Genomic DNA, 24,946 nt, shown 5'->3' on the forward strand with positions numbered 1-24,946 from the left:
CGCCGCTATTCCGAAAGAATATTTTTCGTTCTTGATGATAAAATTCTTTTATTCACTAAACTTAGCGCGGCCTATTCATCGTCATATAACCAGAATTCAAGGGATAAAGGCAAACTCGACACTGCGACATGTCTCTCCGCCTGTCTTAATAAAGCGATTTCGTCGCATGGGCGGGAATGTTGCATGGACGAGCCAGGGGAGTCGCACCGGCGCGACAGGTCGCCGGCCCGCGCGGTCTCGTGCGTGCACCGCGAGCATGGTCACGGTCGTCAGTGGGCGATCTGATAGCGCTGGAGCTTGCGGTAGAGCGTGGCGCGGCTGAGCTGGAGCGCGACCGCCGCCGCCTTCACATTGCCGCCGCAGCGCGCCAGCGTGGAGACGATCGCCTCGCGCTCGGCGGCGGCGATGGCGTGGCGCGCGCTGCCCGCCTCGCCGGGCGGCTCTGCCGATTCCGGCACCGGCTCGGGCACCGCCGTTGCCGGCATGGGCATGCGGCCCGCCGGACGGATCATGATGTCGCGCGCCTGGAGCACGGGCCCCTCGCACATGTGGATCGCGCGGTTCAGCACATGGCCGAGCTCGCGCAGATTGCCCGGCCATGGATGGCCGAGAAGCAGCGCGATGGCGTCGGGCGCGAGCTCGATGGCGCGCTCCCCGACCAGCCGAGCGAACACCGCCTCGATCAGCTCGCGGCGGTCGGCGCGCTCGCGGAACGGCGGAATGTCGATCACCGCGCCGGCGAGCCGGTAGTAGAGGTCCTGCCGGAACAGGCCGCTGGCGATCTGCTCCTCGAGGTTCTGGTTGGTGGCGGCGACCACCTGGACGTCGATGCGCCGCGGTTTGCCGGAGCCGAGCGGCGTCACCTCGCCCGATTCCAGCACGTGCAGCAGGCGCGTCTGCTGGCCGAGCGGCATGTCGCCGATCTCGTCGAGGAACAGTGTGCCGCCGTCGGCCTCGACCAGGCGGCCGGGGCTGCCCTCGCGCCGCGCGCCGGTGAAGGCGCCGCTGCCATAGCCGAACAGCTCGCTGTCGATCAGCGTGTCGGGCACCGAGGCGCAGTTGAAGGCGACGAACGGGCCACCCCGCCGCGGGCTCTCCGCGTGCACCGCACGGGCGAACACGTCCTTGCCGGCGCCGGTCTCGCCGAGCAGGAGGATGGGCAGCGAGCCGCCCAGCACCCGCCGCACGAAGCGCACATTGGCCTTCATGCGCGGGTCGCCGCCGGCGCAGTCGTCGAGCGTCAGCCGCCGGTCCGCAGCAGCGAGCGGCGCGGCCGGGCGGCGCGGCGCGCTGGCGGCGTCGGCCGCGGTGAAGCGGCTGGAGGCGGGCGGCGCCTCGGCCGGGCCGCTGAGCAGGACGCTGAGCGCGTCGCCGCCCTTCTGCAGGTGCAGCGTCAGCTCGGCACCCGCGAGCCGGGTGAGGTCGAGCAGGCGGTGGTCGCGCTCGAAAATCGCCCACAGGCTGCGCACGCGGCCGAGCTGCACCCGGTCGCGCAGCATCTCGCGGGCGGCACGGTTGAGGCCGACGAGCTGGAAGTCGCCATCGACCGCGATCAGGCCGTGATCGACCGGCCCGGTCGCGAATTTGAGAATGTAGTTGCGGCGGAAGGTGTGCCGGAACATCCGCTCGCCGATGCGGTCGGCAAGGCCGGTGGTGAGGCCGAGCACCACCTTCAGCGTCTCGCGCTGCAGCTCCGGATTGCGGATGGAGATGTTGATCGCCCCCATCAGCTCGGCGTTGGGGCTGAACAGCGGCGCGCTGGCGCAGGACAGGGCCGAGAATTCGTAGAAGAAATGGTCGTTGGTGTGCACGCCGACCGGCCGGCCCTCGACCAGGCAGGTGCCGATGGCGTTGGTCCCGGCGGACGGCTCGGCCCAGGCGGTGCCCGCGCGCTCGACCTCGCTGTAGAATTGCGGGTTGTAGTTGGCGCGCTCGGCGATGACGTAACCGTCGAGATTGCCAAGGCTGATGCTGAAGCCGGACAGCGACACGGCGCCGAAGGCGGCGTCGATCTCCGGGCCGGCGAAATGGACCAGCTCGTCATTCGCCTCGCGGTGGCGCTTGAGCTCGGCGTCACTTACCGATTCGATCAGGAACTTCGCCGCCGGGTCGAAGCGGTAGCCTTCCATGCAGCGCCGCCAGGAGGCGGCCATGGTGTCGGCGGTGCGTAGCGCCCGCGTCTCCTCGGGCGGCAGGGAAAGCTGGTTCGCGCTCGAAACGATCCGTGAAACGTGACTGCGAAGATCCAGCATCGCGGGCTCCAGCTCCGACCCCCCGCCTAAATTCTGCGCAGCACAATTCTTAACCGTCAACCCGCCTTCCCTTTCGCTTCGGCAGCCCCGCGACGAGGCGCGACGGGCCGGCACCGCCGGCCCGCCCCTCTCACGCGAACAGCATCCTCAGATGATCGTTGAGGAACACGCCGTCGGGATCCATCTCGCGGCGCAGACGCTTGAAGGCGTCGTATTTCGGATAGATCCGCTCGAGCCGCTCCGGTGTCATGAAGTGGTGCTTGCCCCAGTGCGGGCGCGCGTCGTAGCGGTCGAGGATGGCGTCGGCGTCGCGCAGCATGCCCCAGGTCCATTCCTCGAGCGGGCCGGAGATCGAGAGCGCATAGCCGTCCCGCTCCGCATAGGCGGAGAGGTAGGTGTCGTCGGCCTTCACCGCCCGGCACTCCACCGGGTAGAGCGCGTCGGGATATTTGGTCTGGAACATGTGCCGGACCTCGGCGAAGCACTCCTCGAAGCGCCCGAACGGCACCGCGTACTCGATCTCGCGGAAGTTCGGGATGTAGTCGTTGGGGTAGATGATCGAGGAATGGTCGAACTCCTCGCCCGGCCCGAGCTCGGGCGCCGGCTGGTCCACCGGCACCGCGTTGTAGGTGCGCATGTGGCAGATGTCGTGCTCGCGGGTCGCGGTCGAGGGCACCACGCCGCCCGGCAGCTCGTAGAGCTCGGCCGACTTCTTGAGCGGCAGCCAGAAGAACCAGAAGGTGCGGTTCTCGTCGAGCCGCTTGTGCAGGTTGCCGATGCAGTCCTCCACGTCGGCGTTCCAGGAGCGCTTGTAGATGTTGTAGGAGGGCACCGCCTGGATAGTGACCGACACCACCAGCCCGAACATGCCGATCGAGGTGCGGAATGCCTTGAACAGCTCGCCATCGGCCGGCGACAGGTCGCGCAATTCGCCGTCCGCGGTCACGATCCGCGCCCCGGCGATGGCGGTGGACATGCAGGGCAGCGTCTTGCCCGCGCCATGCGTGCCGGTCATCAGCGCGCCGATGATCGCCTGACGGTCTATGTCGCCCTGGTTGTTCAGCGACATGCCCTGCTCGCGCAGGAAGGCGGTGAGCGCGCTCACCCGCATGCCCGGGCGCACCGTGACCTGGAGCTTCTCCCTGTCGACCGAGACGACCTGGTTGAAATCGTCGAAATCGACATGCACGCCCGGCGTCGGCACGATGGCGGGATTGGAGTGCCCCGCCCCGCTGGCGCGGATCGGGAGGCCCAGCCTGCGCGCCTCGCGCACGATCGCGCAGACCTCCTCCTCGGAGGTCGGCCGCGCCGTGTAGCGCGGCACGAAATACTGCTCGCCGAACCAGTTCCACCAGAGCTTGCCCGGCTGCAGCAATCCGCCCTTGTCCACGCTCAGCATATCGATCCCTTCCACTCGCTCAGACCGCCATTGCCGGCGCTTCGCCCAGAGCCTCGTTGACCGCGGGCATGACGCGCCGGGCGAGCAGCTCCATCGAGCGGCGCATGACGCTCTCGTCCTCCCATTCGTGCGACGTCATCATCAGCGTGCCGAACGGGCCGACCTCGTCGCGCAGCTCGAGGATCTTGCGGGTCACCGTCTCCGGGCTGCCGTAGATCACGAAATTGTCGCGCACCAGCTCGTGGGTGATGGTCGCCGGATCGGTGTCGCGGAACGGGGCGAGCAGCGCGCCGGCGCCCATGCGGTCATAGACCTTGTACATGTAGTCGTAATACCAGTCATAGGCGCCGCCCGGCTTCTTCACGTAGCGCTCCGCCGCCTCGTCGGTGTCGGCGACATGGATCGAGCGGGCGACGCGCCATTTGGAGCCGTCCGGCACCTTGCCGAGCTTGGCCAGCTCGTCGCAATAGGTTTCCCAGTGGGTCTTCACCACCCAGGAGGCGACGAAGTTCGCCGAGATCGGCATGAAGTCGTTGCGCGCGGCGACGCGGATCGAGTTCGAATTGGGGCTGGAGACCGAGACCGCCAGCGCGGGGTGCGGCTTGGTCAGGGTCTTCGGCAGGATGCCGACGCCGAGATCGGGCCAGTACATCTTGCTCAGCTTCACGTCCCAGAACTTGCCGGGAATGTCGTAGGGCGGATCGGCGGCCCAGATCCGCTTAATCATGTCGATCGAGTCGAGCATCATCGCGGTGCGATCGGCGTTCTCCATGCCGTAGACCTCGAAGTCCGAGCCGAGGCCGCCGGTGCCGATGCCGAGGATGAGCCGCCCGGGGGCGAGGTGGTCGAGCAGCGCGATATGCGCGGCCGCCATCACCGGATGATAGAGCGGCAGCGTCATGACGCCGGTGCCGAGCTTGATGCGCTTGGTCTGCGGCGCCATGTGCGCCAGGAACATCAGCGGCGAGGAGATCTGCTCGATGGAAGCCGAGTAGTGCTCTCCGATCCAGCCTTCCTCGAAGCCGAGTTCGTCGGCGAGCTTGAAGGCCTGGATGTCCTCCCGCAGCGAGGTGGCATAGTCCCTTTGGACCGAGTGAAGCGGCATCATGAAGAAGGAAAGCAGCACGACCGGACTCCCTTGACTGCGACCGGCGCGTGGCCGATCGCGCCTTTCTCGGCAAGGGCTGTGCCATTTGCCTAATTAATTGAAATATATGAATTATCACCGCATCGTCGTAGCCATGCGAGACACCGCGTCTCATCGCGGAGAAAGCCGCCACGCGGATGCGAACACGCCGGCGCCCGGACGCATCCGCGGCCTTGCGTCAGAACCGGGTCGGCGCGAAGGGGGTGAGGTCGAAGGCCGGCGCCCGCCCGGCGATCAGGTCCGCCGCCGCCTGCCCGGTGCGCGCGCCCGCGGCGAGGCCGACATGGCCGTGGCCGAAGGCGTAGGCGACGTCGGGGCACTGGCTGGCGCGGCCGATCACCGGCAGCGAGTCGGGCATGCTGGGGCGGAAGCCCATCCAGCGCGACACCCGCCCTTCCGGGTAATGCGCGGCGAGGCCCGGGAACAGCCGGCGCCCGAGCGTGAGCAGATAGTCCGCCCGCTGCCAGTTGGGCGGCGCGTCCAGCCCGGCGAACTCGACCGTGCCGGCGAGGCGCAGCCCGGTCTCCATCGGAGTCGAGACGAATTTGGCGCTGGCGTCGAGGATCGGCAGGCGCGGTGCGGTCTCGGGGTCGGCGATCAGCACGTGGTAGCCGCGCTCGGTGTCGAGCGGGACGTCGTCGCCGAGGCTCGTGGCCAGCCGGCGCGAATGGGCACCGGCCGCGACCACCGCGGCATCCGCCGGAATCGCGCCGGCATCGGTCTCGATGCCTCTCAGCGTCGCCCCCTCGCGCAGGAAGCCCTTCGCCTCGGCGGCGAGAATCCGCCCGCCATCGCGCTGGAAGGCCTCGGCGACGGTTCGCACGAGTCGGTTCGGGTTCACCGTGTGGCCGTTCTGCTGGAACAGCACACCGATCGTATAGTCGTGCGAGATGCTGGGCTCGAACTGCCACAGCTCGTCCTCGCGCAGCACGTCGAACGTGATCCCGTTGTCGCGGCGCAGCTGGTAGCCGAGCGCATCGCCGGCGAAGTCCTGCTCGGTGCGGTAGACCACCAGATGCCCCTGCCGCAGGATCAGCCCCTCGGCGCCGGCATGGCGCACCAGCGGCAGCCAGGCGCCGTAGGAATCGTAGAGCAGCGGCTTCAGCGCGCGCGCCTGCGCCTCCACCCGCGCCCGCGTGCCGGCCCGCACGAAGCGGGCGAGCCAGGGGGCGAGCGTGGGCAGGTAGCGCCAGCGAATCGACAGCGGACCCAGCGGGTCGATCAGATAGCCCGGCACCTTGGCCAGCGTGCCGGGCATCGACATCGGCACCACCGATGACGGGTTGAGGCAGCCGGCATTGCCGAACGAGGCGCCCTCGCCGATGCCACCTCGCTCGATCAGCACCACGTCGTGGCCGTCGCGCAGGAGGAAGCTCGCCGTCGCGACGCCCACCGCGCCGCCGCCGATGACGGCGACGGTGCGCCGCCCGTTCGTCCGTGGTGATGAAGCCATGGTTCAGGCCGCCCTTACGAAGTCGGCGCATCGCTCGCCGATCATGATGCAGTTCGCGTTGAGGTTGCCGCTGACGATGACCGGCATGATGGAGGCGTCGGCGACGTAGAGATTGGCGAGGCCGCGCACCTTCAGCGTCTCGTCCACCACCGCCATCGGGTCGCTGCCCATCTTGCAGGTGCCGGCGGGGTGATAGATGCCGATCGCGGTGGAGCGGACATAGTCCGCCCATTCGTCGTCGCTGCGCACCTCGTCGCCCGGCTTGAACTCGCCGAGCACGTGGCGGGCCATGGCCGGCGACTGGAAGATGCTGCGCAGCTTGCATCCGCCTGCGACGAGGGTCGCGACGTCGCGCGCGTCGCCGAGAAGGTTCGGCTGGATCGCCGCGGGCGCCTTCGGATCGGCGCTGCGCAGCCGGACATGACCGCGCGACCAGGGCCGGTGGATGTTGTTCAGCGCCGTCACCGCCGGCCGGTCGAACAGGATCGGGCCGGTGTCGGTGAGATCGTAGCCCACCGGCGTGAAGTGATACTGCAGGTCGCAGCGCGGCAGGTCGGGATCGGAGCGCAGGAAGGCCAGCACATGGGTGTCGGGCGTCGTTCCCGGCCCGCGCCCGGCGAACAGCCACTGCGCACCATAGAGGAGCGCGTGGAACAGCGTGTGCTGCACATTGTAGGTCGGCTGGTCGACCCAGACGATGTGGCTGGTGCCGGGATGGTCGTGGAAGTTCTCGCCGACGCCGGGCAGGTCGTGCACCACGTCGATGCCGTGGGTGCGCAGCTGCGCCTGCGGCCCGACGCCCGAGAGCATCAAGAGCTGCGGCGAGCCGAACGCGCCGGCCGCCAGCACCACCGCCTTCGCCGCCCGCGCCGTGACGACCCGCCCACCGCGCTCGAACTCGACCCCGCTCGCCCGCTTGCCCTCGAACAGTACGCGGCGGGCATGCGCGTTGGTGAGAACGGTGAGGTTGGGGCGGCGGCGCCAGAGATAGGCGCGCGCGGAGCTGCACCGCCAGCCGCGGCGCTGCGTGGCCTGCACGAAGCCGATGCCCTGCTGCGGCGGGCGGTTGAGGTCGGCCGTCTCGGCGAGCCCGCGCTCGACGCCGGCGCGCAGGAACGCCTCCGACAGCGGGTGCGAGGTGCGCAGGTTCTCCACGCTGAGCGGCCCGTCGGCGCCGTGGATGTCGCTGCCGCCGTTCTCGTTCGCCTCCGCCCGCCTGAAATAGGGCAGCACGCTGGCGAAGTCCCAGCCGGGGCAGCCATCCGCCGCCCAGCCATCGAAATCCTCCGGCTGGCCGCGTACATAGAGCATGCCGTTGATCGAGCTGGAGCCGCCGAGCACCTTGCCGCGCGGCATGTAGTCGGTGCGCCCGTTGCGCGAGGGGTCGGGCGCCGAGGTCAGCCGCCAGTCGAAGGCGGGGTTGCCGATCGCGTAGAGATAGGTCGCGGCCGGCATCAGCACCGGCAGGCGGCGATCCGACCCGCCCGCCTCCAGCACCAGCACGCGCGCGCCGTCCTGCTCCGCGAGACGTCCGGCGACGGCGCTGCCGCCCGAGCCGGACCCGATCACGATATAGTCGACTTCCATAGACCTGCACGCTTGACTGAAAGCTTATCGGCTTATGCTGGATACAGCGCTACGATATGTTGGCGAACACGTTAAGTATAGCATAATTCTTTATTTCATTACTTCTCACTCGTGAGACAGATTGTTCTCAGGAATGAGAAAAGCGTGGCACGTCTCGAGGCACGACATCGCGAATGACGATCGCCATATTCATCTTGCTATGAATTTGGGCGTGCCGCATTATGGGTCAAATCGTGCGCCGGAAAGCCGAACGGGAATCCGGTTCGTCTGCCAGGGACCTGGCTGCTGTCACGCAGCTTCGGATGTGAGCCGGCGCTGGCGCGCACCGCGCCGTCGACCCGAATGGCTCACCTACAGAGCGGGATCGAGCGTCATGATGCATCACGGTCGAAAGATACTGGAGGCGGTGCGCCTCGGGCCGGGCCGGCTGCCGCTCGGGCAGGACTTCCCCTACCGGTCCTGGTCGCGCTGCGTCGAGGAATACGGGCTCGAGCCCGGCCGCTGCGGACCGATCCCCCTTGTCAGCCACCGCGAGATCAACACGGCGCGCGAGGCGCTCGAGGACAAGCTGGTCTTCGCCTATGAGGAGGTCGACTTCCTCTATTCCGTGGTCGGCAAGATCGGCTACTGCGTGACGCTGACCAATGCCGACGGCCTCACCCTCGCCGAGCGGGCCGACCGTTCCTCGCGTTTCTATTCGGACACCGAGCGCCCCGGCTCGGTGTGGACCGAACGCTTCGCCGGCACCAACGGCGTGGGCACCTGCCTGCGCGACGGCGCGGTGACCTCGGTCTATCAGGACGAGCACTTCTTCGAGGACTTCATCGAGATGTCCTGCGCGGCGGTGCCGCTGTTCGCGCCCGACGCCTCGCTCTGGGCCGCGCTCAACGTCACCGTGCGCAATCCCTCGCTCCAGCGCGAGACCCACGCCATCGCGCTGGAGGTGGTCCGCAAGTCCGCCGAGCGGCTCTCGGAGGCGATCTTCCGGCGCAGCCATGGCGAGCGCACCATCCTCAAGCTGTGGAAGCCGGACGGGGAGCCCTGCCTGCTGGCGGTCGACGCCGACCACGCCGTCGTCGGCGCCGACGTCGCCGCGCGCGCCTTCCTGAAGCTGCCGCGCACCGATTTCTCACCCTTCTCGCTGTGGCGCCTGTTCGCCCGCGACCCGGCCGCGATCCGCAACGATCCCGGCCCGTCGCTGCCGATGCGCCTGACCCGCCTCGACGGCACGGAGCTGCGCGGCTACGTCTACGGCCCGAGCGCGCCCAACGCCGCGCCGCGTGCCCGCCCGGCCCCCGCTCGGGCGGCCGCCGGGGCTGCCGAGGCGGGCGGCGTCACGCTCGACCAGTGGGCCGGCGCCGAGCCGCGCATGACCCGCAGCGTCGACATATTGCGCCGGCTCAGCCGCACCGGCCTGCCGATCCTGCTGCTCGGCGAGACCGGCGTCGGCAAGGACACGCTGGCGCGCGCCTACCACGCCGAATCCCCGCGCGCCGCCCAGCCCTTCGTCGCCCTCAACTGCGCGGCGATGCCCGAGACGCTGATCGAGAGCGAGCTGTTCGGCTATGCCGGCGGCGCGTTCACCGGTGCACGCAAGGAGGGCTCGGCCGGGCGCTTCGTGCAGGCCCATGGCGGCACGCTCTTCCTCGATGAGATCGGCGACATGCCCCCGCACCTGCAGACCCGCCTGCTGAGGGTGCTGGAATCGGGCGAGGTCGCCCCGCTCGGCTCGGGCAAGATCCGCAAGGTCGACGTCCAGGTGATCGCCGCCACCAACCACCGGCTGGAGCAGCGCATCGCCGACGGCGCGTTCCGGGCCGACCTCTACTACCGGCTGGCCGGCGTCATCATCCACGTGCCGACGTTGCGGGAGCGGGCGGACAAGGAGGCGGTGATCGACGCCTGCATCGCCTGCACCGCCGGCCGGCTCGGCGTGCGGGTGGCGCCGGCGGCGCGGCGGATCCTGCTGCAGCACAGCTGGCCGGGCAATCTGCGCGAGCTCTACCTCGTGGTCAGCCGTGCGGTCTCGCTCGCCGAGGGCAAGCTGATCGAGCCGCACGATCTCCTCCTCACCGTTCCGGCCATGCCGCCCGACCCGCTCCACGCGCAGCCCGAGGCGCGGGCACCGGCCGGCCCCTCCGCCGACGTGCGGGCGCGGCTCGACGAGGCGGAGCGCGCGGCGATCCTCGACAACATCAATGCCTGTCGCGGCGACGTGGCGGCCGCCGCGCACAATCTCGGCATGAGCCGGGCGACGCTCTACCGCCGCCTCAAGGCGCACGGCATCACCCGCCGCGGCTAGCGCCCCGCTCCCGTTCACCGGCCCCCGCGATTGAACCGCGTCAGGCTGTAGGGGGCGGGATCGATGACCGGCGCCGCGCCGGTGACGAGGTCGCGCACGAGGCGGGCCGTCGTGCTGGCGCCGACGATGCCGGTATGGCCGTGGCCGGCGGCGACGAACAGGCCCCGCATGCCCGGCACCGGGCCGATGGCGGCGACGCTGTCGGGCAGGGACGGGCGGAAGCCCAGCCATTTGCGATACGAGGCGCTGCGCAGCGTCGGAAACACCTGCCGCGCGCGGTCGAGCAGCTGGCGTGCGCGCTTTTCGTCCGGCGGCGCGTCGAGCCCGGCGATCTCCACCGTTCCCGCCAGCCTCAGTCCCTCCTCCATCGGCGTGATCGCGAGGCCGCCGTCGCGCAGCAGCAGCGGCAGCCGGGGCGAGATGTTGGCGTCCTCGAGCATCAGGTGGTAGCCGCGCTCGGTCTCCATCGGCAGCTTCACCCCCAGCGGGTGGAGCAGCCGCCCGGTCCAGGCGCCGGCGGCGAGGATGACCGTGTCGGCCCGCCAGTCGCCGAGATTGCCGAACAGCTCGATGCCTCCCTCCATGGGCCGCACCGACAGCACCTTCTGCGACACCATCCTGCCGCCGGCCTCGGCGAAGAGCCGCGCCACGGTCGCGGCCAGCCGGCCGGGATTCACGGTCCAGCCATTATGGGGGAAGAACAGCCCGCGCTGGGCGATCGGCCCGATCTCCGGCATCATCTCCTTGAGGTCGGCATGGTCGAGCTCGTCGATCGCGATGCCGTGACGGGCGATGAGGTGGCGGATGAACAGTTCGTTCCGCCCCGGCGCGTCATTGTAGAAGACGTTGAGGCTGCCCTCGGTGCGGATCAGGTCGGCGAAGGGCTCGGGGCCGAGGACCTCGCGATAGGCATCCATCGTGTCCTTGTGCAGCGCCCGCAGCGCGTCGGACGCCGCATGAACGGTCGAGGTGCCGCTGGCGAGGATCCATTTCGCCAGCCACGGCGCGGCCTTCGGCAGGTAGGAATAGCGCACCGCCAGCGGCCCCTGCCGGTCGAGCAGCCATTTCGGCACGTTGCGCCAGATGCCGGGCAGTGCGGCGGGCATGTTGGTGCCGGCGCTGAGCAGCCCGGCATTGCCGTAGGAGGTGGCCGTGCCCGGCGGCAGCGGATCGGCGATGGTGACCGACCGGCCCGCGCGCTGCAGCAGCAGCCCGGCGCACAGCCCGACGATGCCGGCCCCGACGATGACAACGTCGCTCTGGCGTTCCGAAGACATGCTGTCCCTCAACCCCTGTTGCCGCGGATGAAATCCGCCGCCCGTTCGCCGATCATGATGGTGGGTCCGTTGAGGTTGCCCGAGACCACGAACGGCATGATCGAGGAATCGGCCACCCTCAGCCCGTCGACGCCGTGCACGCGAAGCTGCGGATCGACCACCGCCATCGGGTCCGTCCCCATCTTGCAGGCGCCGGACAGGTGCAGCGCGCCCTGCGTCTCGCGACGTACATACTCGTCATAGTCGGCATGGGTCCGCAGCGGCCCGGACGGCTTGTGCGAGGCCTTGATGTATTTGGCGATGGAGGGCTTCGACATGATCTCCTCGCCCTTCTTCACCCCCTCGATCAGCACCTCGACATCGTGCGGGTCGGCGAGATAGCGCGGGTCGATCTTCAGCGGCACCGAGGGGTCGGCCGAGCGCAGGCTCACAGTGCCGCGCGAACGCGGGCGGCAGCCATATACGTTGAGCGTGCAGCCGTTTCCGCTCGGCGTGCCGTCGACACCCACCTCCACCCCGGCGCCGGCGAGGAAGTGGTACTGCAGGTCCGGCAGCGGGTCGGCGCTGTCGCCCCACCAGAAGGCGCCGCCCTCGCAGACATTGGAGGTCACCGGCCCGGTACGGAACAGGGCGTATTCCAGCCCCGCCACCGCCTGCCAGCGCAACTTCTTGTACTTGTCGTAGCTGTAGGGGCCGTTGAGGTCGTAGATCAGGAAGCAGTCGGTGTGGTCCTGCAGGTTCTGCCCGACACCGGGCAGGTCCTGCTTCACCTCGACGCCCACGCCCTTCAGGTCGTCGGCCGGGCCTATGCCGGAGAGCAGCAGCAGGCGCGGCGAGCCGATCGCGCCGGCGCTGACGATCACCTCGCGCTCGGCCCTCAACACCTTGCGCTCCCGCCCGTCGCGATATTCGACGCCGACCGCCCGCCCCTTCTCGGCGAGGATGCGCACCACCGGCTTGCCGGTGAGCACGGTCAGATTGGCCCGCCCGCGCGCCGGCTTTAGATAGGCCACCGCCGCGCTGCACCGCCGGCCGTCGCGCATCGTCACCTGGTAGAGCCCGCAGCCGGCCTGCCGGCCGGAATTGAAGTCGGTGTTGTAGGGCAGGCCCGCCTCCTGGCACGCCTTCAGCCATTCCTTGGTCAGCGGGCTGGTGTAGCGCTGGTCGGAGACCGAGAGCGGGCCTTCGGTGCCGTGCGCCTCGCCGGAGAGGCTCTCGTTGGATTCGGCTTTGCGGAAATAGGGCAGCACCTCGCGATAGGACCAGCCGTCGGCGCCGGAGGCCTCCCAGCGGTCGTAATCCTCCGGGCAGCCGCGGATATAGACCATGGCGTTGACCGAGCTGCCCCCGCCCAGCACACGCGCCTGCCCGGTGGTCGGCGTCATGTTGAACTGGTGCGTCAGCGGCTCGAGCTGGAGCCGGCGCAGCATGCGCTGGGTCTTGTAGTAGGTGACCGGCATGTGGATGAACGGGCTGCTGTCCGACGGGCCGGATTCGAACAGCACCACCGAGGCGTCCGCGTCCTCCGACAGGCGCGCGGCGATGGTGCAGCCCGCGGAGCCGCCGCCGACGACGATGTAGTCGCATGTGCCGTTGGTCATCTTGGCTCCGTCAACGCGTTCCGATCGTGAGATTGAGCAGGCGCGGCAGCGCGGCGATGGCGCGGGCGGCGGCCGGTGGGGCCCGCCCCTCCTCCTCCGCATCCTCGCAGGCGAGGATGGCCCGCCTTATGGCGCAGCCGGCGAGATAGCGCGCCGGCTCGGGCGGCAGTGCCGGCAGCCGGCGGGCGCAGAAGGGCGAGCGGGTCCATTCGTCGGCCTGCCCCAGCACCAGCGAGGCGAGGCACTGGCCGATGATCCAGCTCGGATTGACCCCGTGCCCGGAATAGCCGAGCCCGTAGGCGACGCGCCCGCGCTCCAGCAGCCCGGCGAAGGGGAAGCGGTCGGACGACACGTCGATGGCCCCGCCCCAGCGCCCGGCCACCGGCACGTCCGCCAGCGCTGGCAGCAGGCGGGCGAGGCCGCGCGCGGTGCGCGTGAAGGAGGCCGCGTCGCCGGTCATCGCCGCGGCCTCGACATGGCCGCCATAGGCGATCGGTCCGGAGCCGGAGCCCATCAGCACGCGCCCGTCGGGGGTGCGGCGGAAATAGTGCAGGAAGGAGCGCGCATCGACGATGCTGATGTCCGATGTCCAGCCGATGCCGGCGAGCCGCTCGGGCGCCGGCCCGGTCATCATCGCGTAGCTGGAGAACGCCATGAAGCGGCGGGCAAGCTCGTCCTGCCCGAGCTGGCCGACATTGCTCGCGAGGATCACCGCATCGGCGACGATCTCGCCGCCGGGCGTGGAGATCCGGCTGGGCGCGGCGCGGTCGAGCCCGGTCATCGGCGTGTGCTCGTGGATCTGCACGCCCGCCGCCAGCGCCGCCGCGCACAGCGCCCGCACCAGCCGCGCCGGGTGGACCGTCGCCTCCTCGGGATAGTAGATGCCGGCCCGGAACGCCGGCGCCTCGCAGATGCCGGCGACCTCGGCGTGCGAGAGCAGGCGCGCCTGGTGCCCGGCGCCGAGGGCGGCCATGGCACGCGCCGCCTCCGTGACGGCGCGGTCCTGCGCCGGCGCGGCGGAGACCTTGAGCCCGCCGCCCTCGCGCCACCACAGGTCATGCCCGCAATCCCGGGCGAAGGCACGGATCGCCGCCTGCGCGCACGAGCCGAGGCGCGCCATCTCCCAGGCGTCGTCGGGCCCCAGCAGCCGGGCGAGGCGCGGCAGCGACGACCAGTAGCCGTGGACCTTGCCCGCATTCTTGCCGCTGGCGCCGGCACCGCAGATCTCGCGCTCGATCAGCGTCACCGACAGGTCGGGCCGGCGCTCGCGCAGCGCCAGCGCCGCCCACAGCCCGGTGAAGCCGCCACCGACGATGGCGATGTCGGTGCGCACCATGCCGGACAGCGTCGGGCAGGGACGCACCGGCCCCTCGCTCTCCAGCGCCTCGTTCAGCCACCAGGAGGGAAAGCGTCCGCCCGGAAGCCGTTCCTCCCCCGTCGTGGCGAACGCGGCGTGGGCGGTGCGCGGGGAAGTGGCGCGCGGGGAAGTGGCGCGCGGGGAAGTGGCGCGCGGGCCTGCGCGGAAGGCCGCGATCGCGGCTTCCGGCATCCCGGCTCTGGCCCCCGCGCCAACGATCGTCATGCGGCGGCCTTCGAGGCGCAGTAGTCGCGCAGCTTCGGCATCACGTCCTGCGCCAGCAGGCGCATCGAGTTCTGCTGCAGCGCCGGCTTGTCCCATTCCTTGAAGCCCTGCAGCAGCGTGCCGAACGGCCCGCCGAGATAGTCGACCAGCGCCACCAGCTGATCGAGCACGCTCGCGGGCGAGCCGGCGATGATCATCGTGTCCATGCAGTATTTCAGCGTCACCTCCGCGTCGCTCATCGAGGGGTCGCGCTTCAGCACCGGCAGGATGTCGTAGGTGCGCATGTCGTCGAGCACGAAGTCGTAGTACCAGCGATAGGCGTTGCCCTCGCTCGCCAGATACTCGGCCGCCTCGGCATCGGTGCCGGTGACGAGGATCGAGCGGGCCACGCGCCACTTCTTGCGGTCCGGCTTGCGGCCCGCCTGCTCCGAGCCGATGACGTACTGCTCCCAGTGCGACTTCACCCAGCAGTCCTGGATGAAGTTGGCCGAGGCGAAGCCCCAGCCGTGCAGGCCCGCCTGCCGGGCGCTGCCGGAATTGGGCGTCATCGCCGAGATGGCGACCTCCGGATAGGGCTTCTGGTAGGGCTTGGCCATCGGGCCGAAGCCGAGCTTGGGCACCACGGTCTCCTCGATCTTGACGTGCCAGTACTTGCCCTTGATGTCGTAGGGCGCGTCCGAGGCCCAGATCCGATGGATGATGTCGATCGAATCGACCAGCATGTCGGCGCGGTTCTTGTCCATGATGCCGAACAGCTCGAAATCGCTGGCGAGCCCGCCCGGGCCGATGCCCATGATGAGCCGCCCCCGGCTCAGATGGTCGAACTGCGCCACGTCGCCGGCGATCTTGGCGGGATGGTGCTGGGGCAGCGCCAGCACGCCGGTCGCGAACTTGATATTCGCCGTCACGTCGATCAGCGAGGCGAAGAACTGGAGCGGGTTCACGATGGGCTCGATGCTGGACGAGTAGTGCTCCCCGACCCAGACCTCGGCATAGCCGAGCTTGTCGGCGAGAATGGCCGCCTGGCGGTCCTCGGCCAGCATGTCGGTGATGCTCCGCTCCGGGTTGTGAAGCGGTTGCATGAAAAGCCCGAGATCCATCTGCCTCTCCCTGGCGCGATTCCCGGCCCGGCGCGGACCGGCCCCATCGCTGTTGTGTCACCAATGACGGCCCCGCCGGGGCGTCCCCTGCGGCCTTGCGCGCCGCCTGCCTCTCTGGCGCAAGCGCCGTGCCAGCGGAAAAAAGTGCTTTGAATCAGAGAGGTAGATCGATCGAGGGATTCCGGTACGGCACCCGTGAGACGCCGGCGCGATGAGACGTTTCTCCTGCGTGAGACCGCCGGCGCCGTCAGTGGGTGAGCAGCACCGCCGCCTCCGGCCGCCAGCAGGCGCGCACCTCCTCGCCCTGGGCCAGCATGACGCCGTCGACCGAGCGGGTGGCCTGGTACTTGAGCGTCTCGACCGGGGTGCGGATCGAATAGAGCACCCGGCTGCCCATGAAGACGACGTCCTCGACCGTGCCTTCCAGCGCGTTGGCGTCACCCTCCGTCGCGGCGGGCTGGGCGCGCCGGCACACCTGCAGCGCCTCGGGCCGGATGGCGAGCGAGACCTTCTGGCCGACCGCGAGCGCGGTGCCGTTGGTCGGCACCTTCACCGTGCCCGTGCCGAGGTCGACATAGGTCACCTCGCTCTCGCAGGCCCGCACCGCGCCGTCGAGGATGTTGGTCTCGCCGAGGAAGCGGGCGCAGAACAGCGAGCGTGGATGGGCATACATCTCCTCCGGCGTGCCGATCTGCTCGATGCGGCCCCCATTCATCAGCACGATCCGGTCCGAGAGGATGGTCGCCTCGTCCTGGTCGTGCGTCACATAGATGAAGGTGGTCCCGGTCTCCTGGTGGATGCGCTTGAGCTCGGCCAGCATGTGGTGGCGGATCTTCAGGTCGAGCGCGGCGAGCGGCTCGTCGAGCAGCAGCACCGAGGGCGAGTTGACGAGTGCGCGCGCCAGCGCGACGCGCTGCGCCTGGCCGCCCGACAATTCGTGGATCCAGCGGTTGCCGTAGTCGCCGAGCTGCACCAGCTGCAGCATGTTCCGCACCACCTCGCGGATGCGGTCCTTCGGCCATTTCTTCAGCCGGAGGCCGAAGGCGACGTTGTCGAACACGTCGAGATGGGGAAACAACGCGTAGCGCTGGAACACCATGTTCACCGGCCGCCGGTCGGGCGGCAGGTTGGAGACGTCCGCGCCCTTGATGATGACCCGCCCGTGCGTCGTCGGCTCGAAGCCGGCGATGATGCGCATCAGCGTGGTCTTGCCGCAACCGGAGGGGCCGAGAAGGGTGAGAATCTCACCCTCGACGATGTTGAGATCGATGTCGTGCAGGACCGTGAGCGCGCCGAAGGCCTTGGTGACGCCGTAGAGCTCGACGATGTTGGAAGCGGTCATTCCTGGATGTCCTTGGCACGAGCGTTCAGGGCCGATCGCCGCTGGTACCAGACCAGCAGTCCGCCGAGCAGGATGATGCCGATCGACAGCGAGAGGGAGAGGACCGACGCCGCGTTGATGTCCGGGCTGACGGCGCGGCGCATCATCGACCAGATGGTCAGCGGCAGCGTCGTGTTGTTGCCGCTGACGAAGACGGTGATGATGAATTCGTCGAAGGACAGGGCGAAGGAGAGGATCGCCGCGCCGCCGATGGTCGGGCCGATGATCGGCAGCGTGACCAGCCGGAACGCCTGCGCCGGCGTGGCGCCGAGATCGCGCGCGGCCTCCTCGAGCGAAAGGTCGAAATACTCGATCCGCGAGCGCACCGCCTCGAGGAAGAACGGCAGCGTGAACAGCACATGCGCGATGGTCACGGTGAACAGCGACCGCGCGAGGCCGATCTGCGAGAACAGCATCACCAGCGCGATGCCGAGGAACAGGCCCGGCAGCGCCACCGGCCCGAAGGAGAGCAGCCCGAACAGCGTCTGCACGCGCCCCTTCAGCCGGGCCAGGCCGAGCGCGGTGAGCGAGCCGAGCACGGTGGTGGTGGCGGCGGTGGCGGTGCCGACCAGGATGCTGTTCCACAGCGAATCCATGAAGGTCGTGTTGGTGAAGATCCGCGCGTACCAGCGCAGGCTGAAGCCCTCGAACGGGAAGGTCAGGCTCGGCGAGCTGTGGAAGCTGAACAGCGTGATGATCGCGATCGGCGCGTAGAGGAACGCCACGTAGAGCCAGACATAGATTCTCAGCATGAGACCTCCGTGGGCCGGAACGTCGCGGATCAATCGTGGAAACGGCGCCCCGGGGCGAGCCGCAGCAGGTGCAACAGCCGCACGAAGACGAAGTAGACCAGCAGGAAGGCCGCGAGCAGGAGGAAGGCCATGGCGGCGCCGAACGGCCAGTTGCCGGAGGAGCGGAACTGGTTGGCGATGAGGATGCCGGTCGTCATCCCCTCGCGTCCGCCCAGGAGCTGCGGCGTCACGAAGTCCCCCGCCGAGATGACGAAGGTGAACATGAAGGCGCCGATGATGCCCTTGTAGCACATGGGCAGCATCACCCGGGTCAGCACCTCGAACGGGCTGGCGCCGAGGTCGCGCGCGGCCTCGATATATTCGCGCCGCACGTCGCGCAGCGCCGAGACCAGCAGCAGCAGCCCGAAGGGCAGCATGATGTGGATCAGGGTGAGGATGGTCGCGAAGGGGCTGAACAGCAGCACCTCGATCGGGTGGTCGATCAGCCCGAGCTGCATCAGCGTGGTGTTGATCAGCCCGTTCGAACCCAGGATCACGCGCCAGGCGTAGATGCGCACCAGATAGCTGGAGAACCAGGACACCAGGATCAGGTAGAACAGCAGGTTTCCGCGCGTGCGGTAGACGATGAAATAGGCGGTGGGAAAGCTGAGCGCGACGGTGAACGCCGCCGTGCACAGGCCGTTCTTGAGCGCGTTCCAGGTCAGCACGTAGAAGCCGGACGCTGAGAGCGCCCGGCTGTAATTGTCGAAGCTGAAGGCCGGGATCAGCCGGAACGAGTGGGCCAACCAGAAGCTGCAGACGAACAGGAGAGCTGCCGGGACGATGAAGAACACGAGCAGAAAAAGGAAGGAGGGAGTGACGAGCGCCAATCCCATTGCCTCACGCCGACTTCCCTTCAGCATCTCCGGCACGGTCTCCTCTGGTCGCGGTTCGGCCTGATCAGAACGAGGACTTGAAGTCGGTCCAGGCCTGCGTCCACTCGTCATAGGTGGCGTAGACGTCGGAGGTGCGCGGCGGCTGGCCCTGCAGCGGCGACTTCTTGAACACCTGCTGGAGGTCGCTGTAGTCGAACAACGCGCGCGTATGGGCGTCCATCAGCTCCGGCGCGTGCTTGTTCACCGCGCCGCCCGTCACCGCCTTGCAGACCTCGGCCTGCACCTTGGCGCTGATGGCCTCGTTCATGAAGGCGTAGCCGGTGTCCATGTTCTGCGCGCTGATCGGCATGAACCACGCGTCGCACCACATCACCGCGCCTTCCTCCGGCACCGCGTAGATGGTCTTCACGCCGCGCTTGGCGGTCTCCACCGGCGTGCCGCTCCACACGCAGAAGCAGGCGGCGATCTCCTTGGAGGAGAACAGCGAGATCACGTCGCCATTGGAGGAGCCGAAAACGCGGCACTGGTCGCGATAGGGACCGAGGCCCTCGAAGGCCGTCTTCATCTCGTCCTTGGTGAGGTTCGGGAATTTCGGCCCCAGCCCGGCGATGCGCGCGATCATCGGCCAGGTGGCGATGGTGTCGTCGCAGAAGGTCAGCTTGCCCTTGAGCTCCGGCGCCAGCAGGTCCTTGTAGGACTTGATGGGCTGGGTCATCTCCGGATTGTAGACCAGCGCGTTGAGGCCCCAGACCCACGGAATGGCGTAGTGGGTGTCGTTCCAGTACCAGGTCGGCGCGTTGTAGAATTCGGGCTGGATGTTCTCGGGCGTGAAGTTCGGCACCTTGGCGATGTCGAGCGGCTTCACGATCTTCAGCTCGTCGACATAGAAGTGCTCGAAGCCCTGCGAATACTCGGCGAGGTCGAGCCGCACCGGGCTGCCGCCGATCAGCTTGGCGTGGACGTCGTCCTGCGTGCTGATGATCGCCGCATCGACCTGGACGTTGTTCGCCTCGCGCCAGCCCTTCAGCTCGTTGTCGAGCGTGAAGCCCTCCCACGCCATGATCTTCAGGTCGCCGCCGACCGCGGCCTGCGCGGGCATCGGGCCCGGCCAGCTGCCGAGCGTCGCCCCTGCGCCGAGCGCCAGGCTCGTGCCGAGGAAGCCGCGACGGGACAGGACGTCGTTGCGGAATATGTTGGGGCTCCCGAACGGGCGCCCGTGAGGCGTATCGACCATGCTGTTCCCCTGGTTGGTTTTGTGCGTGATGGAGCCGCGGACTTCCGGGGGGAGGTGACAGCAAGAGGTGTGCCACTGCGATTTTCTGAAATATCCTTGATAAATATCAATCCCTTAGAAATATCGGCAGTGGCGGATGGGCGCGTCCTGTCGCAGGGAATCTCAGGCCGCGGCGGAAACGAGAAATCGCGACCGGCAAGGCGCCGCGACAGCGCCGCAGCGTCAGGGCGCGGGGGCGCCGCGGATCAGCTCGGCCGCCTTCTCGCCGATCATGATGGCGCAGGCATTGGTGTTGCCCGAGGGGACGGAGGGCATCACCGAGGCGTCGGCGACCCTGAGGCCGACGATGCCGCGCAGCCGGAGCTGCGGATCGACCACCGCGTCGTCGTCGGTGCCGATCCGGCAGGTGCCGACCGGGTGCAGCGCCCCCTGCGCGCGCTCCCTCACATATTCCCGCCGCTCCTCCACCGTGCGCAGCACCCGCCCGGGCAGCTGCTCGCACGCCAGCCGGCCGGCCATGGAGGGCTGCGCCATGATCTCCTGCCCGAGCCGCACCCCCTCGGCCATGCAGTCGAGGTCGTAGGGCTCGGCGAAATAGTTCGGCGCCACCCTGAGCGGGGCGAGCGGATCGGCCGAGGTCAGCTCGACCACGCCGCGCGAACGCGGGCGGGTGAGGCAGATGTTCAGCGTCGAACCGCAGCCGCGCGCCGTCGCCACGCCCTCCTCGATCCCGGTGCCGGGCAGGAAATGGAACTGCAGGTTGGGCTCGGCGCTCTGCGCGTCGCCCCACCAGAACGCACCCGCCTCGATCAGGTTGGAGCACAGCGGGCCGCGCCGGAACAGCAGCCATTGCAGCCCCGCCATCAGCTTGCGGTCGAGCCGCCGATAGGCGTCGTAGCTCTCGATCCCGTCGAGCTCGTGGACGATGTAGACGTCCATGTGATCCTGAAGGCCGCGCCCGACGCCAGGAAGCTCCTGCTGTACCTCCACGCCGACCCGGCGCAGATGGTCGGCCGGCCCGATGCCGGACTGCAGCAGCAGGCGCGGCGACTGCAGGGCGCCGGCCGAGAGGATCACCTCGCGCGAGGCCTGCGCGACCTCGCGCCGCCGCCCGCGCGCGAGGTACTCGACGCCCCGCGCCCGCCCCTTGTCGAGGAGGATGCGCGTCGCCCGGCAACCGGTGCGCACGGTGAGGTTCGGCCGGCGCCGTGCCGGCTTGAGGTAGGTGACGGCGCTCGAGGCGCGTCGCCCGTCGCGCGCGGTGATCTGGTAGAGGCCGCAGCCGGTCTGCATCCCGGCATTGAAGTCGGCGGTCGGAGGGATGCCGAACTCCTGGCACGCCTTCAGCCACGCCTTGGCGAGCGGGTGCGGCGAGGGCTGGCTCGACACCCAGAGCGGGCCGTCCGTGCCGTGCGCGGCGTCGGAGAAGGTGTCGTTGCTCTCCGCCCTGCGGAAGAACGGCAGCACGCCGGCATAGTCCCAGCCCGTCGCGCCCTGCGCCGCCCAGCCGTCGAAATCGGAGGGAATGCCGCGCACATACACCATCGCGTTGACCGAGCTGCCGCCGCCGAGCACGCGCGCCTGCACCATGTGCGGCGCCGGCGTGCCGGACGACGCCCCGTTGGCCGGCTCCCAGGCGATGCGCTGCAGGAGACTGCCGGTGGCGGTGCGGTAGACCATCGCCGGCAGGTGGATGGAGGGGAACAGGTCGCGCGGCCCCTCCTCCAGCAGCAGCACCGAGACGGCCGGGTCCTCCGACAGCCGGGCCGCCAGCACGCAGCCGGCCGATCCGCCGCCGACGATCACATAGTCGTACATGCCGCTCTCCCTGCCACGGGCGCGATCGCGCCGCGCGGGACCCGCTAGCAAGTCCCGGTCCGCGACCGGCGGCGCGGTTTCGCGCCGGGGCGCGCCCGCTTTCTCAAGCCACGCCTGAGATTCTGCGACACGCCGCGCAACGGCGAGACGTCCTGCGTGGTCCCGATCGCCCGGCCGGCCCGTTTTCTGCGGACCGCCGGGCATAATTTGCCGCGAACGCCCCGCGCCTGTTGCGGTTCGCCGGCCGCTGGCGTTGATGCGGGGCCGACGCCGCCCGGGCGGTCGAATGGCACGCATCGTGCCGGGGCAGGCGCATGGCAGGCGGCGGCGCCGTCGTCGAGATCGGTTGGGAACGTGCATGATTGAGTATTCCGCCACGCGCGAGGAACGCGCGCTGGCTGCGTCGCGTCTGGCCGCGTCGGCCATCTTCTTCGTGGGTGGCGCCGGACTGACGGTGTGGGCGACCTTCATCCCGCTGCTGAAGGTGCGGGCCGGGCTTGACGACGCGCAGATCGGCATGGTGCTGCTCTGCGTCTCGCTCGGCTGCCTGTGCGGCATGCCGGCGGCCGGCGTGCTGCGCCCGCGCCTCGGGCCGATCCGCTCCGGCGCGCTGGCGGGCCTCGCCTTCGCCGCCGCCATATGCGCGCCGGGGCTGGGCTGGTCGATGCCGCTGCTGATGGGCGCGGCCTATCTCATCGGGCTGAGCTTCGGTTTCCTCGACGTGTGCATCAACGCCCATGTCTCCGCGCTCGAGCGCGAACTCGGCTGGCCCATCATGTCGTCCGCCCACGCCTTCTTCAGCGTCGGCAACGTGTCGGGGGCGCTGATCGGCGGCGCGCTGATCGGCGCCGGGCTCGGCATACCCGCCGGGCTCGGCATCGCCAGCCTGCTGCTGATCGCGATCGCCGCGATCGCCTCGTCCTGGCTGTGGCTTCCCGAAGCCCATGTGCGCGAGGCGCACAGCACCTCGGTGTTCCAGCTTCCGAGCCGGACCATCATCGGCCTCGGCGTGCTCACCGTGCTTGCCTTCATCGTCGAGCTGGCGCTGATCGACTGGGGCGCGCTGTATCTGGTGCAGGTCACCGGCTCCCCGCCGGCGCAGGCGGCCTATGGCGTGGCGGCGTTCTCGCTCGCCATGGCGATCGGGCGCTTCCGCGGCGACCGGATCGTGCATCGCTACGGCGAGGTGGCGACGATCCGGGTCTCGGCGGTGATCGCCATCATCGGCATCGCCGCCATCGTGCTGGCGCCCACGGCGCTGATCGCCCTGCCCGGCTTCGCGGTGGCGGGGTTCGGCATCGCCAACATGGTGCCGATCCTGTTCTCACTCAGCGGCCGGATGCCGGGAGTGGCGCCGACCGCCGGCATCGCCATGACCGTGACCATCGCCTATGGCGGCGGCCTGTTCGGGCCGCCGCTGGTCGGCTTCGTCGCCCATACGCAGGGCATGCGCGCCGCCTTCGTCATGCTGATCGGCGGCGCGCTGGTCATCACGGCGCTGGTGCGCTGGATCATCCCGCGCAACCTGCGAAAGTGACCCGCCCTCAGGCGAGCTTCATCACCACCGCCTTGGTCTCGAGATAGGCGTCGAGATGCTCGGTGCCGGACTCGCGCCCGTAGCCGCTGGTCTTGTAGCCGCCGAACGGGACCACCGGGTCGAGGCCGCCATAGGTGTTCACCCACACCGTGCCGGTGCGGATCGCCTTGGCCATGCGGTGGGCGGTGGTGACGCTGCTGGTCCACACGCCGCCGCCGAGCCCGAACACCGTGTCGTTGGCGATCGTGGCCGCTTCCTCCAGCGTGTCGAAGGGGATGGCCGCGGCCACCGGGCCGAAGATCTCCTCGCGGGCGACGCGCATGGTGTTGTCCACGCGGCTCAGCACGGTCGGCTCGAAGAAGAAGCCGTCCTTCAGGGCGCCCTCGGTCAGGCGCCGCCCGCCGGTGGTGGCGGTCGCGCCCTCGCCGAGGCCGATCTCCATGTAGTCGCTGACGCGGTCGAGCTGCTTGGCGTTCACCACCGGGCCGATCTGGGTCGCCGGGTCGAGTCCGTTGCCGACCTTGAGCGACTTCGCATAGTCGCTCACCCGCGCGACGAACTCCTGGTAGATCGGGCGCTGCACCAGGAGCCGCGTGCCGGCGCAGCAGATCTGCCCGGTATTGGCGAACACGCCCATGCCGGCGCCGGCGACGGCCGCGTCCATGTCGCAATCGGCGAAGATGACGTCCGGCGACTTGCCGCCGAGCTCCAGCGTCACCCGCTTGATGTTGCCCTTCGAGGCCTCGATGACCTTGCGGCCGGTGATGTCGGAGCCGGTGAAGGCGACCTTGTCGACGTCCATGTGGCGGGCGAGCGCGGCGCCCGCCTTGTCGCCGAAGCCGGGCACGATGTTGACGACGCCTTCCGGCACGCCGGCCTCGAGCAGCAGTTCGCCGAGGCGCAGCGCGGTCAGCGGCGCGTCCTCGGCGGGCTTGAGCACCATGGTGCAGCCGGTCGCCAGCACCGGGCCGATCTTCCAGATGGTCGAGGTCAGCGGCGCGTTCCACGGGGTGATGGCGCCCACCACGCCGACCGGCTCCTTGAGCGTGTAGGAAAACACCTCGCCCGGGAAGGAGTTCGGCAGCGTGCCGCCCTGGATCACCGTGCACATGCCGGCATAGAAGCGCGGCAGGCCGAGCGCGCGCTGGCGGCGCGCATGCATCGAGGTGATGGGCGCACCCATGTCGAGCACGTCGATCAGGGCCAGCGATTCGAAGTGCTTCTCGACCAGGTCGGCGAAGCGCAGCAGGCATTGCTGGCGCTCGAACGGGGTGAAGCGGCTCCACGGCCCGGTGAAGGCGCGCCGCGCGGCGGCGACGGCGAGGTCGATGTCGGCGGCGTCGCCCTCGGCGACGTTGGCCAGCAGCTCGCCCGTCGCCGGGTTGCGGGTCTCGAAGGTCCGGCCCGACAGGGCGGGGACGAACTTGCCATCGATCAGGAGCTGCTTGGGAAGGCCCCCGACGACATTGGCGGTGACGTCTACATTGATGGTCATGGCGGTACTTTCGGTCCGAAAGGGATGCGGGGAGGTCCGCAAGAGATATGCCACCCCCAGGTCGCGCGCGCCCGGCCCCGGCGCACGCCCGGTGCGCGCGGGTTAACCCGACGTGGCTGCTCGATTTTCCGATTGTTCCGCGCCCCGGCGAAGC

The 24,946-nt window shown here is 69.3% G+C and carries 17 protein-coding genes; 2 read left to right on the top strand and 15 right to left on the bottom strand.

The window, feature by feature from the left end:
* Positions 1-269: 269 nt before the first annotated feature.
* From NVS89_RS11480 to NVS89_RS11500, 5 genes are all read right to left on the bottom strand, one after another.
* The gene (locus tag NVS89_RS11480) at positions 270-2,252 is read right to left on the bottom strand and encodes a sigma-54-dependent Fis family transcriptional regulator (RefSeq protein WP_258732886.1); all 1,983 of its coding nucleotides are present in this window, start codon (positions 2,250-2,252) and stop codon (positions 270-272) included.
* Between the two features lie 130 nt (positions 2,253-2,382).
* Complete coding sequence (locus NVS89_RS11485) at positions 2,383-3,651, bottom strand: D-arabinono-1,4-lactone oxidase (protein ID WP_258732887.1); 1,269 nt, start codon at positions 3,649-3,651, stop codon at positions 2,383-2,385.
* Between the two features lie 19 nt (positions 3,652-3,670).
* The gene (locus tag NVS89_RS11490; protein WP_258732888.1) at positions 3,671-4,777 is read right to left on the bottom strand and encodes an LLM class flavin-dependent oxidoreductase; all 1,107 of its coding nucleotides are present in this window, start codon (positions 4,775-4,777) and stop codon (positions 3,671-3,673) included.
* Positions 4,778-4,976: 199 nt separating this feature from the next.
* The gene (locus NVS89_RS11495) at positions 4,977-6,251 is read right to left on the bottom strand and encodes an NAD(P)/FAD-dependent oxidoreductase (protein ID WP_258732889.1); all 1,275 of its coding nucleotides are present in this window, start codon (positions 6,249-6,251) and stop codon (positions 4,977-4,979) included.
* A gap of 3 nt (positions 6,252-6,254) precedes the next feature.
* A complete protein-coding gene (locus NVS89_RS11500; protein ID WP_258732890.1) occupies positions 6,255-7,838 on the bottom strand; it encodes a GMC family oxidoreductase in 1,584 nt (527 codons plus the stop codon).
* Between the two features lie 373 nt (positions 7,839-8,211).
* Here NVS89_RS11500 and NVS89_RS11505 point away from each other — a divergent pair, with 373 nt between their 5' ends.
* A complete protein-coding gene (locus NVS89_RS11505) occupies positions 8,212-10,140 on the top strand; it encodes a sigma-54-dependent Fis family transcriptional regulator (RefSeq protein ID WP_258732891.1) in 1,929 nt (642 codons plus the stop codon).
* A 14-nt stretch (positions 10,141-10,154) separates the two neighbouring features.
* Here NVS89_RS11505 and NVS89_RS11510 read toward each other — a convergent pair whose 3' ends face one another.
* From NVS89_RS11510 to NVS89_RS11550, 9 genes are all read right to left on the bottom strand, one after another.
* Positions 10,155-11,417, bottom strand: a complete 1,263-nt coding sequence (locus tag NVS89_RS11510; protein ID WP_258732892.1) for an NAD(P)/FAD-dependent oxidoreductase — start codon at positions 11,415-11,417, stop codon at positions 10,155-10,157.
* A gap of 8 nt (positions 11,418-11,425) precedes the next feature.
* Positions 11,426-13,018, bottom strand: a complete 1,593-nt coding sequence (locus NVS89_RS11515; RefSeq protein WP_258732893.1) for a GMC family oxidoreductase — start codon at positions 13,016-13,018, stop codon at positions 11,426-11,428.
* A gap of 10 nt (positions 13,019-13,028) precedes the next feature.
* Complete coding sequence (locus NVS89_RS11520; protein ID WP_258732894.1) at positions 13,029-14,600, bottom strand: FAD-dependent oxidoreductase; 1,572 nt, start codon at positions 14,598-14,600, stop codon at positions 13,029-13,031.
* Entirely contained in the window at positions 14,597-15,700 is a 1,104-nt protein-coding gene (locus NVS89_RS11525) for an LLM class flavin-dependent oxidoreductase (protein WP_258732895.1), read from the bottom strand. The genes NVS89_RS11520 and NVS89_RS11525 overlap by 4 nt, the downstream gene beginning before the upstream one ends.
* Before the next feature lie 247 nt (positions 15,701-15,947).
* Positions 15,948-17,042, bottom strand: coding sequence for an ABC transporter ATP-binding protein (locus tag NVS89_RS11530; protein ID WP_258732896.1), 1,095 nt, complete (start codon positions 17,040-17,042; stop codon positions 15,948-15,950).
* Positions 17,039-17,833, bottom strand: a complete 795-nt coding sequence (locus NVS89_RS11535; protein WP_258732897.1) for an ABC transporter permease — start codon at positions 17,831-17,833, stop codon at positions 17,039-17,041. Before NVS89_RS11535 ends, NVS89_RS11530 begins: the two co-directional genes overlap by 4 nt.
* 29 nt (positions 17,834-17,862) lie before the next feature.
* Positions 17,863-18,708 carry an ABC transporter permease gene (locus NVS89_RS11540; protein ID WP_374114561.1) on the bottom strand — a complete coding sequence of 282 codons (846 nt, stop codon included), beginning with the start codon at positions 18,706-18,708 and terminating at the stop codon, positions 17,863-17,865.
* A 64-nt stretch (positions 18,709-18,772) separates the two neighbouring features.
* Positions 18,773-19,942, bottom strand: coding sequence for an ABC transporter substrate-binding protein (locus tag NVS89_RS11545; RefSeq protein ID WP_258732899.1), 1,170 nt, complete (start codon positions 19,940-19,942; stop codon positions 18,773-18,775).
* 222 nt (positions 19,943-20,164) lie between these two features.
* Positions 20,165-21,760 carry a GMC family oxidoreductase gene (locus tag NVS89_RS11550; protein ID WP_258732900.1) on the bottom strand — a complete coding sequence of 532 codons (1,596 nt, stop codon included), beginning with the start codon at positions 21,758-21,760 and terminating at the stop codon, positions 20,165-20,167.
* Positions 21,761-22,118: 358 nt separating this feature from the next.
* Between NVS89_RS11550 and NVS89_RS11555 the strand changes: the two genes are divergently transcribed.
* Positions 22,119-23,297 carry an MFS transporter gene (locus tag NVS89_RS11555; protein WP_258732901.1) on the top strand — a complete coding sequence of 393 codons (1,179 nt, stop codon included), beginning with the start codon at positions 22,119-22,121 and terminating at the stop codon, positions 23,295-23,297.
* Between the two features lie 7 nt (positions 23,298-23,304).
* Here the strand turns inward: NVS89_RS11555 and NVS89_RS11560 are convergent, their stop codons facing one another.
* Positions 23,305-24,792 (bottom strand): aldehyde dehydrogenase family protein, encoded by a 1,488-nt coding sequence (locus NVS89_RS11560; protein ID WP_258732902.1) that lies wholly within the window; start codon positions 24,790-24,792, stop codon positions 23,305-23,307.
* Positions 24,793-24,946 lie beyond the last annotated feature (154 nt).

Source organism: Ancylobacter mangrovi (genome assembly GCF_024752355.1).
GTDB lineage: Bacteria > Pseudomonadota > Alphaproteobacteria > Rhizobiales > Xanthobacteraceae > Ancylobacter > Ancylobacter mangrovi.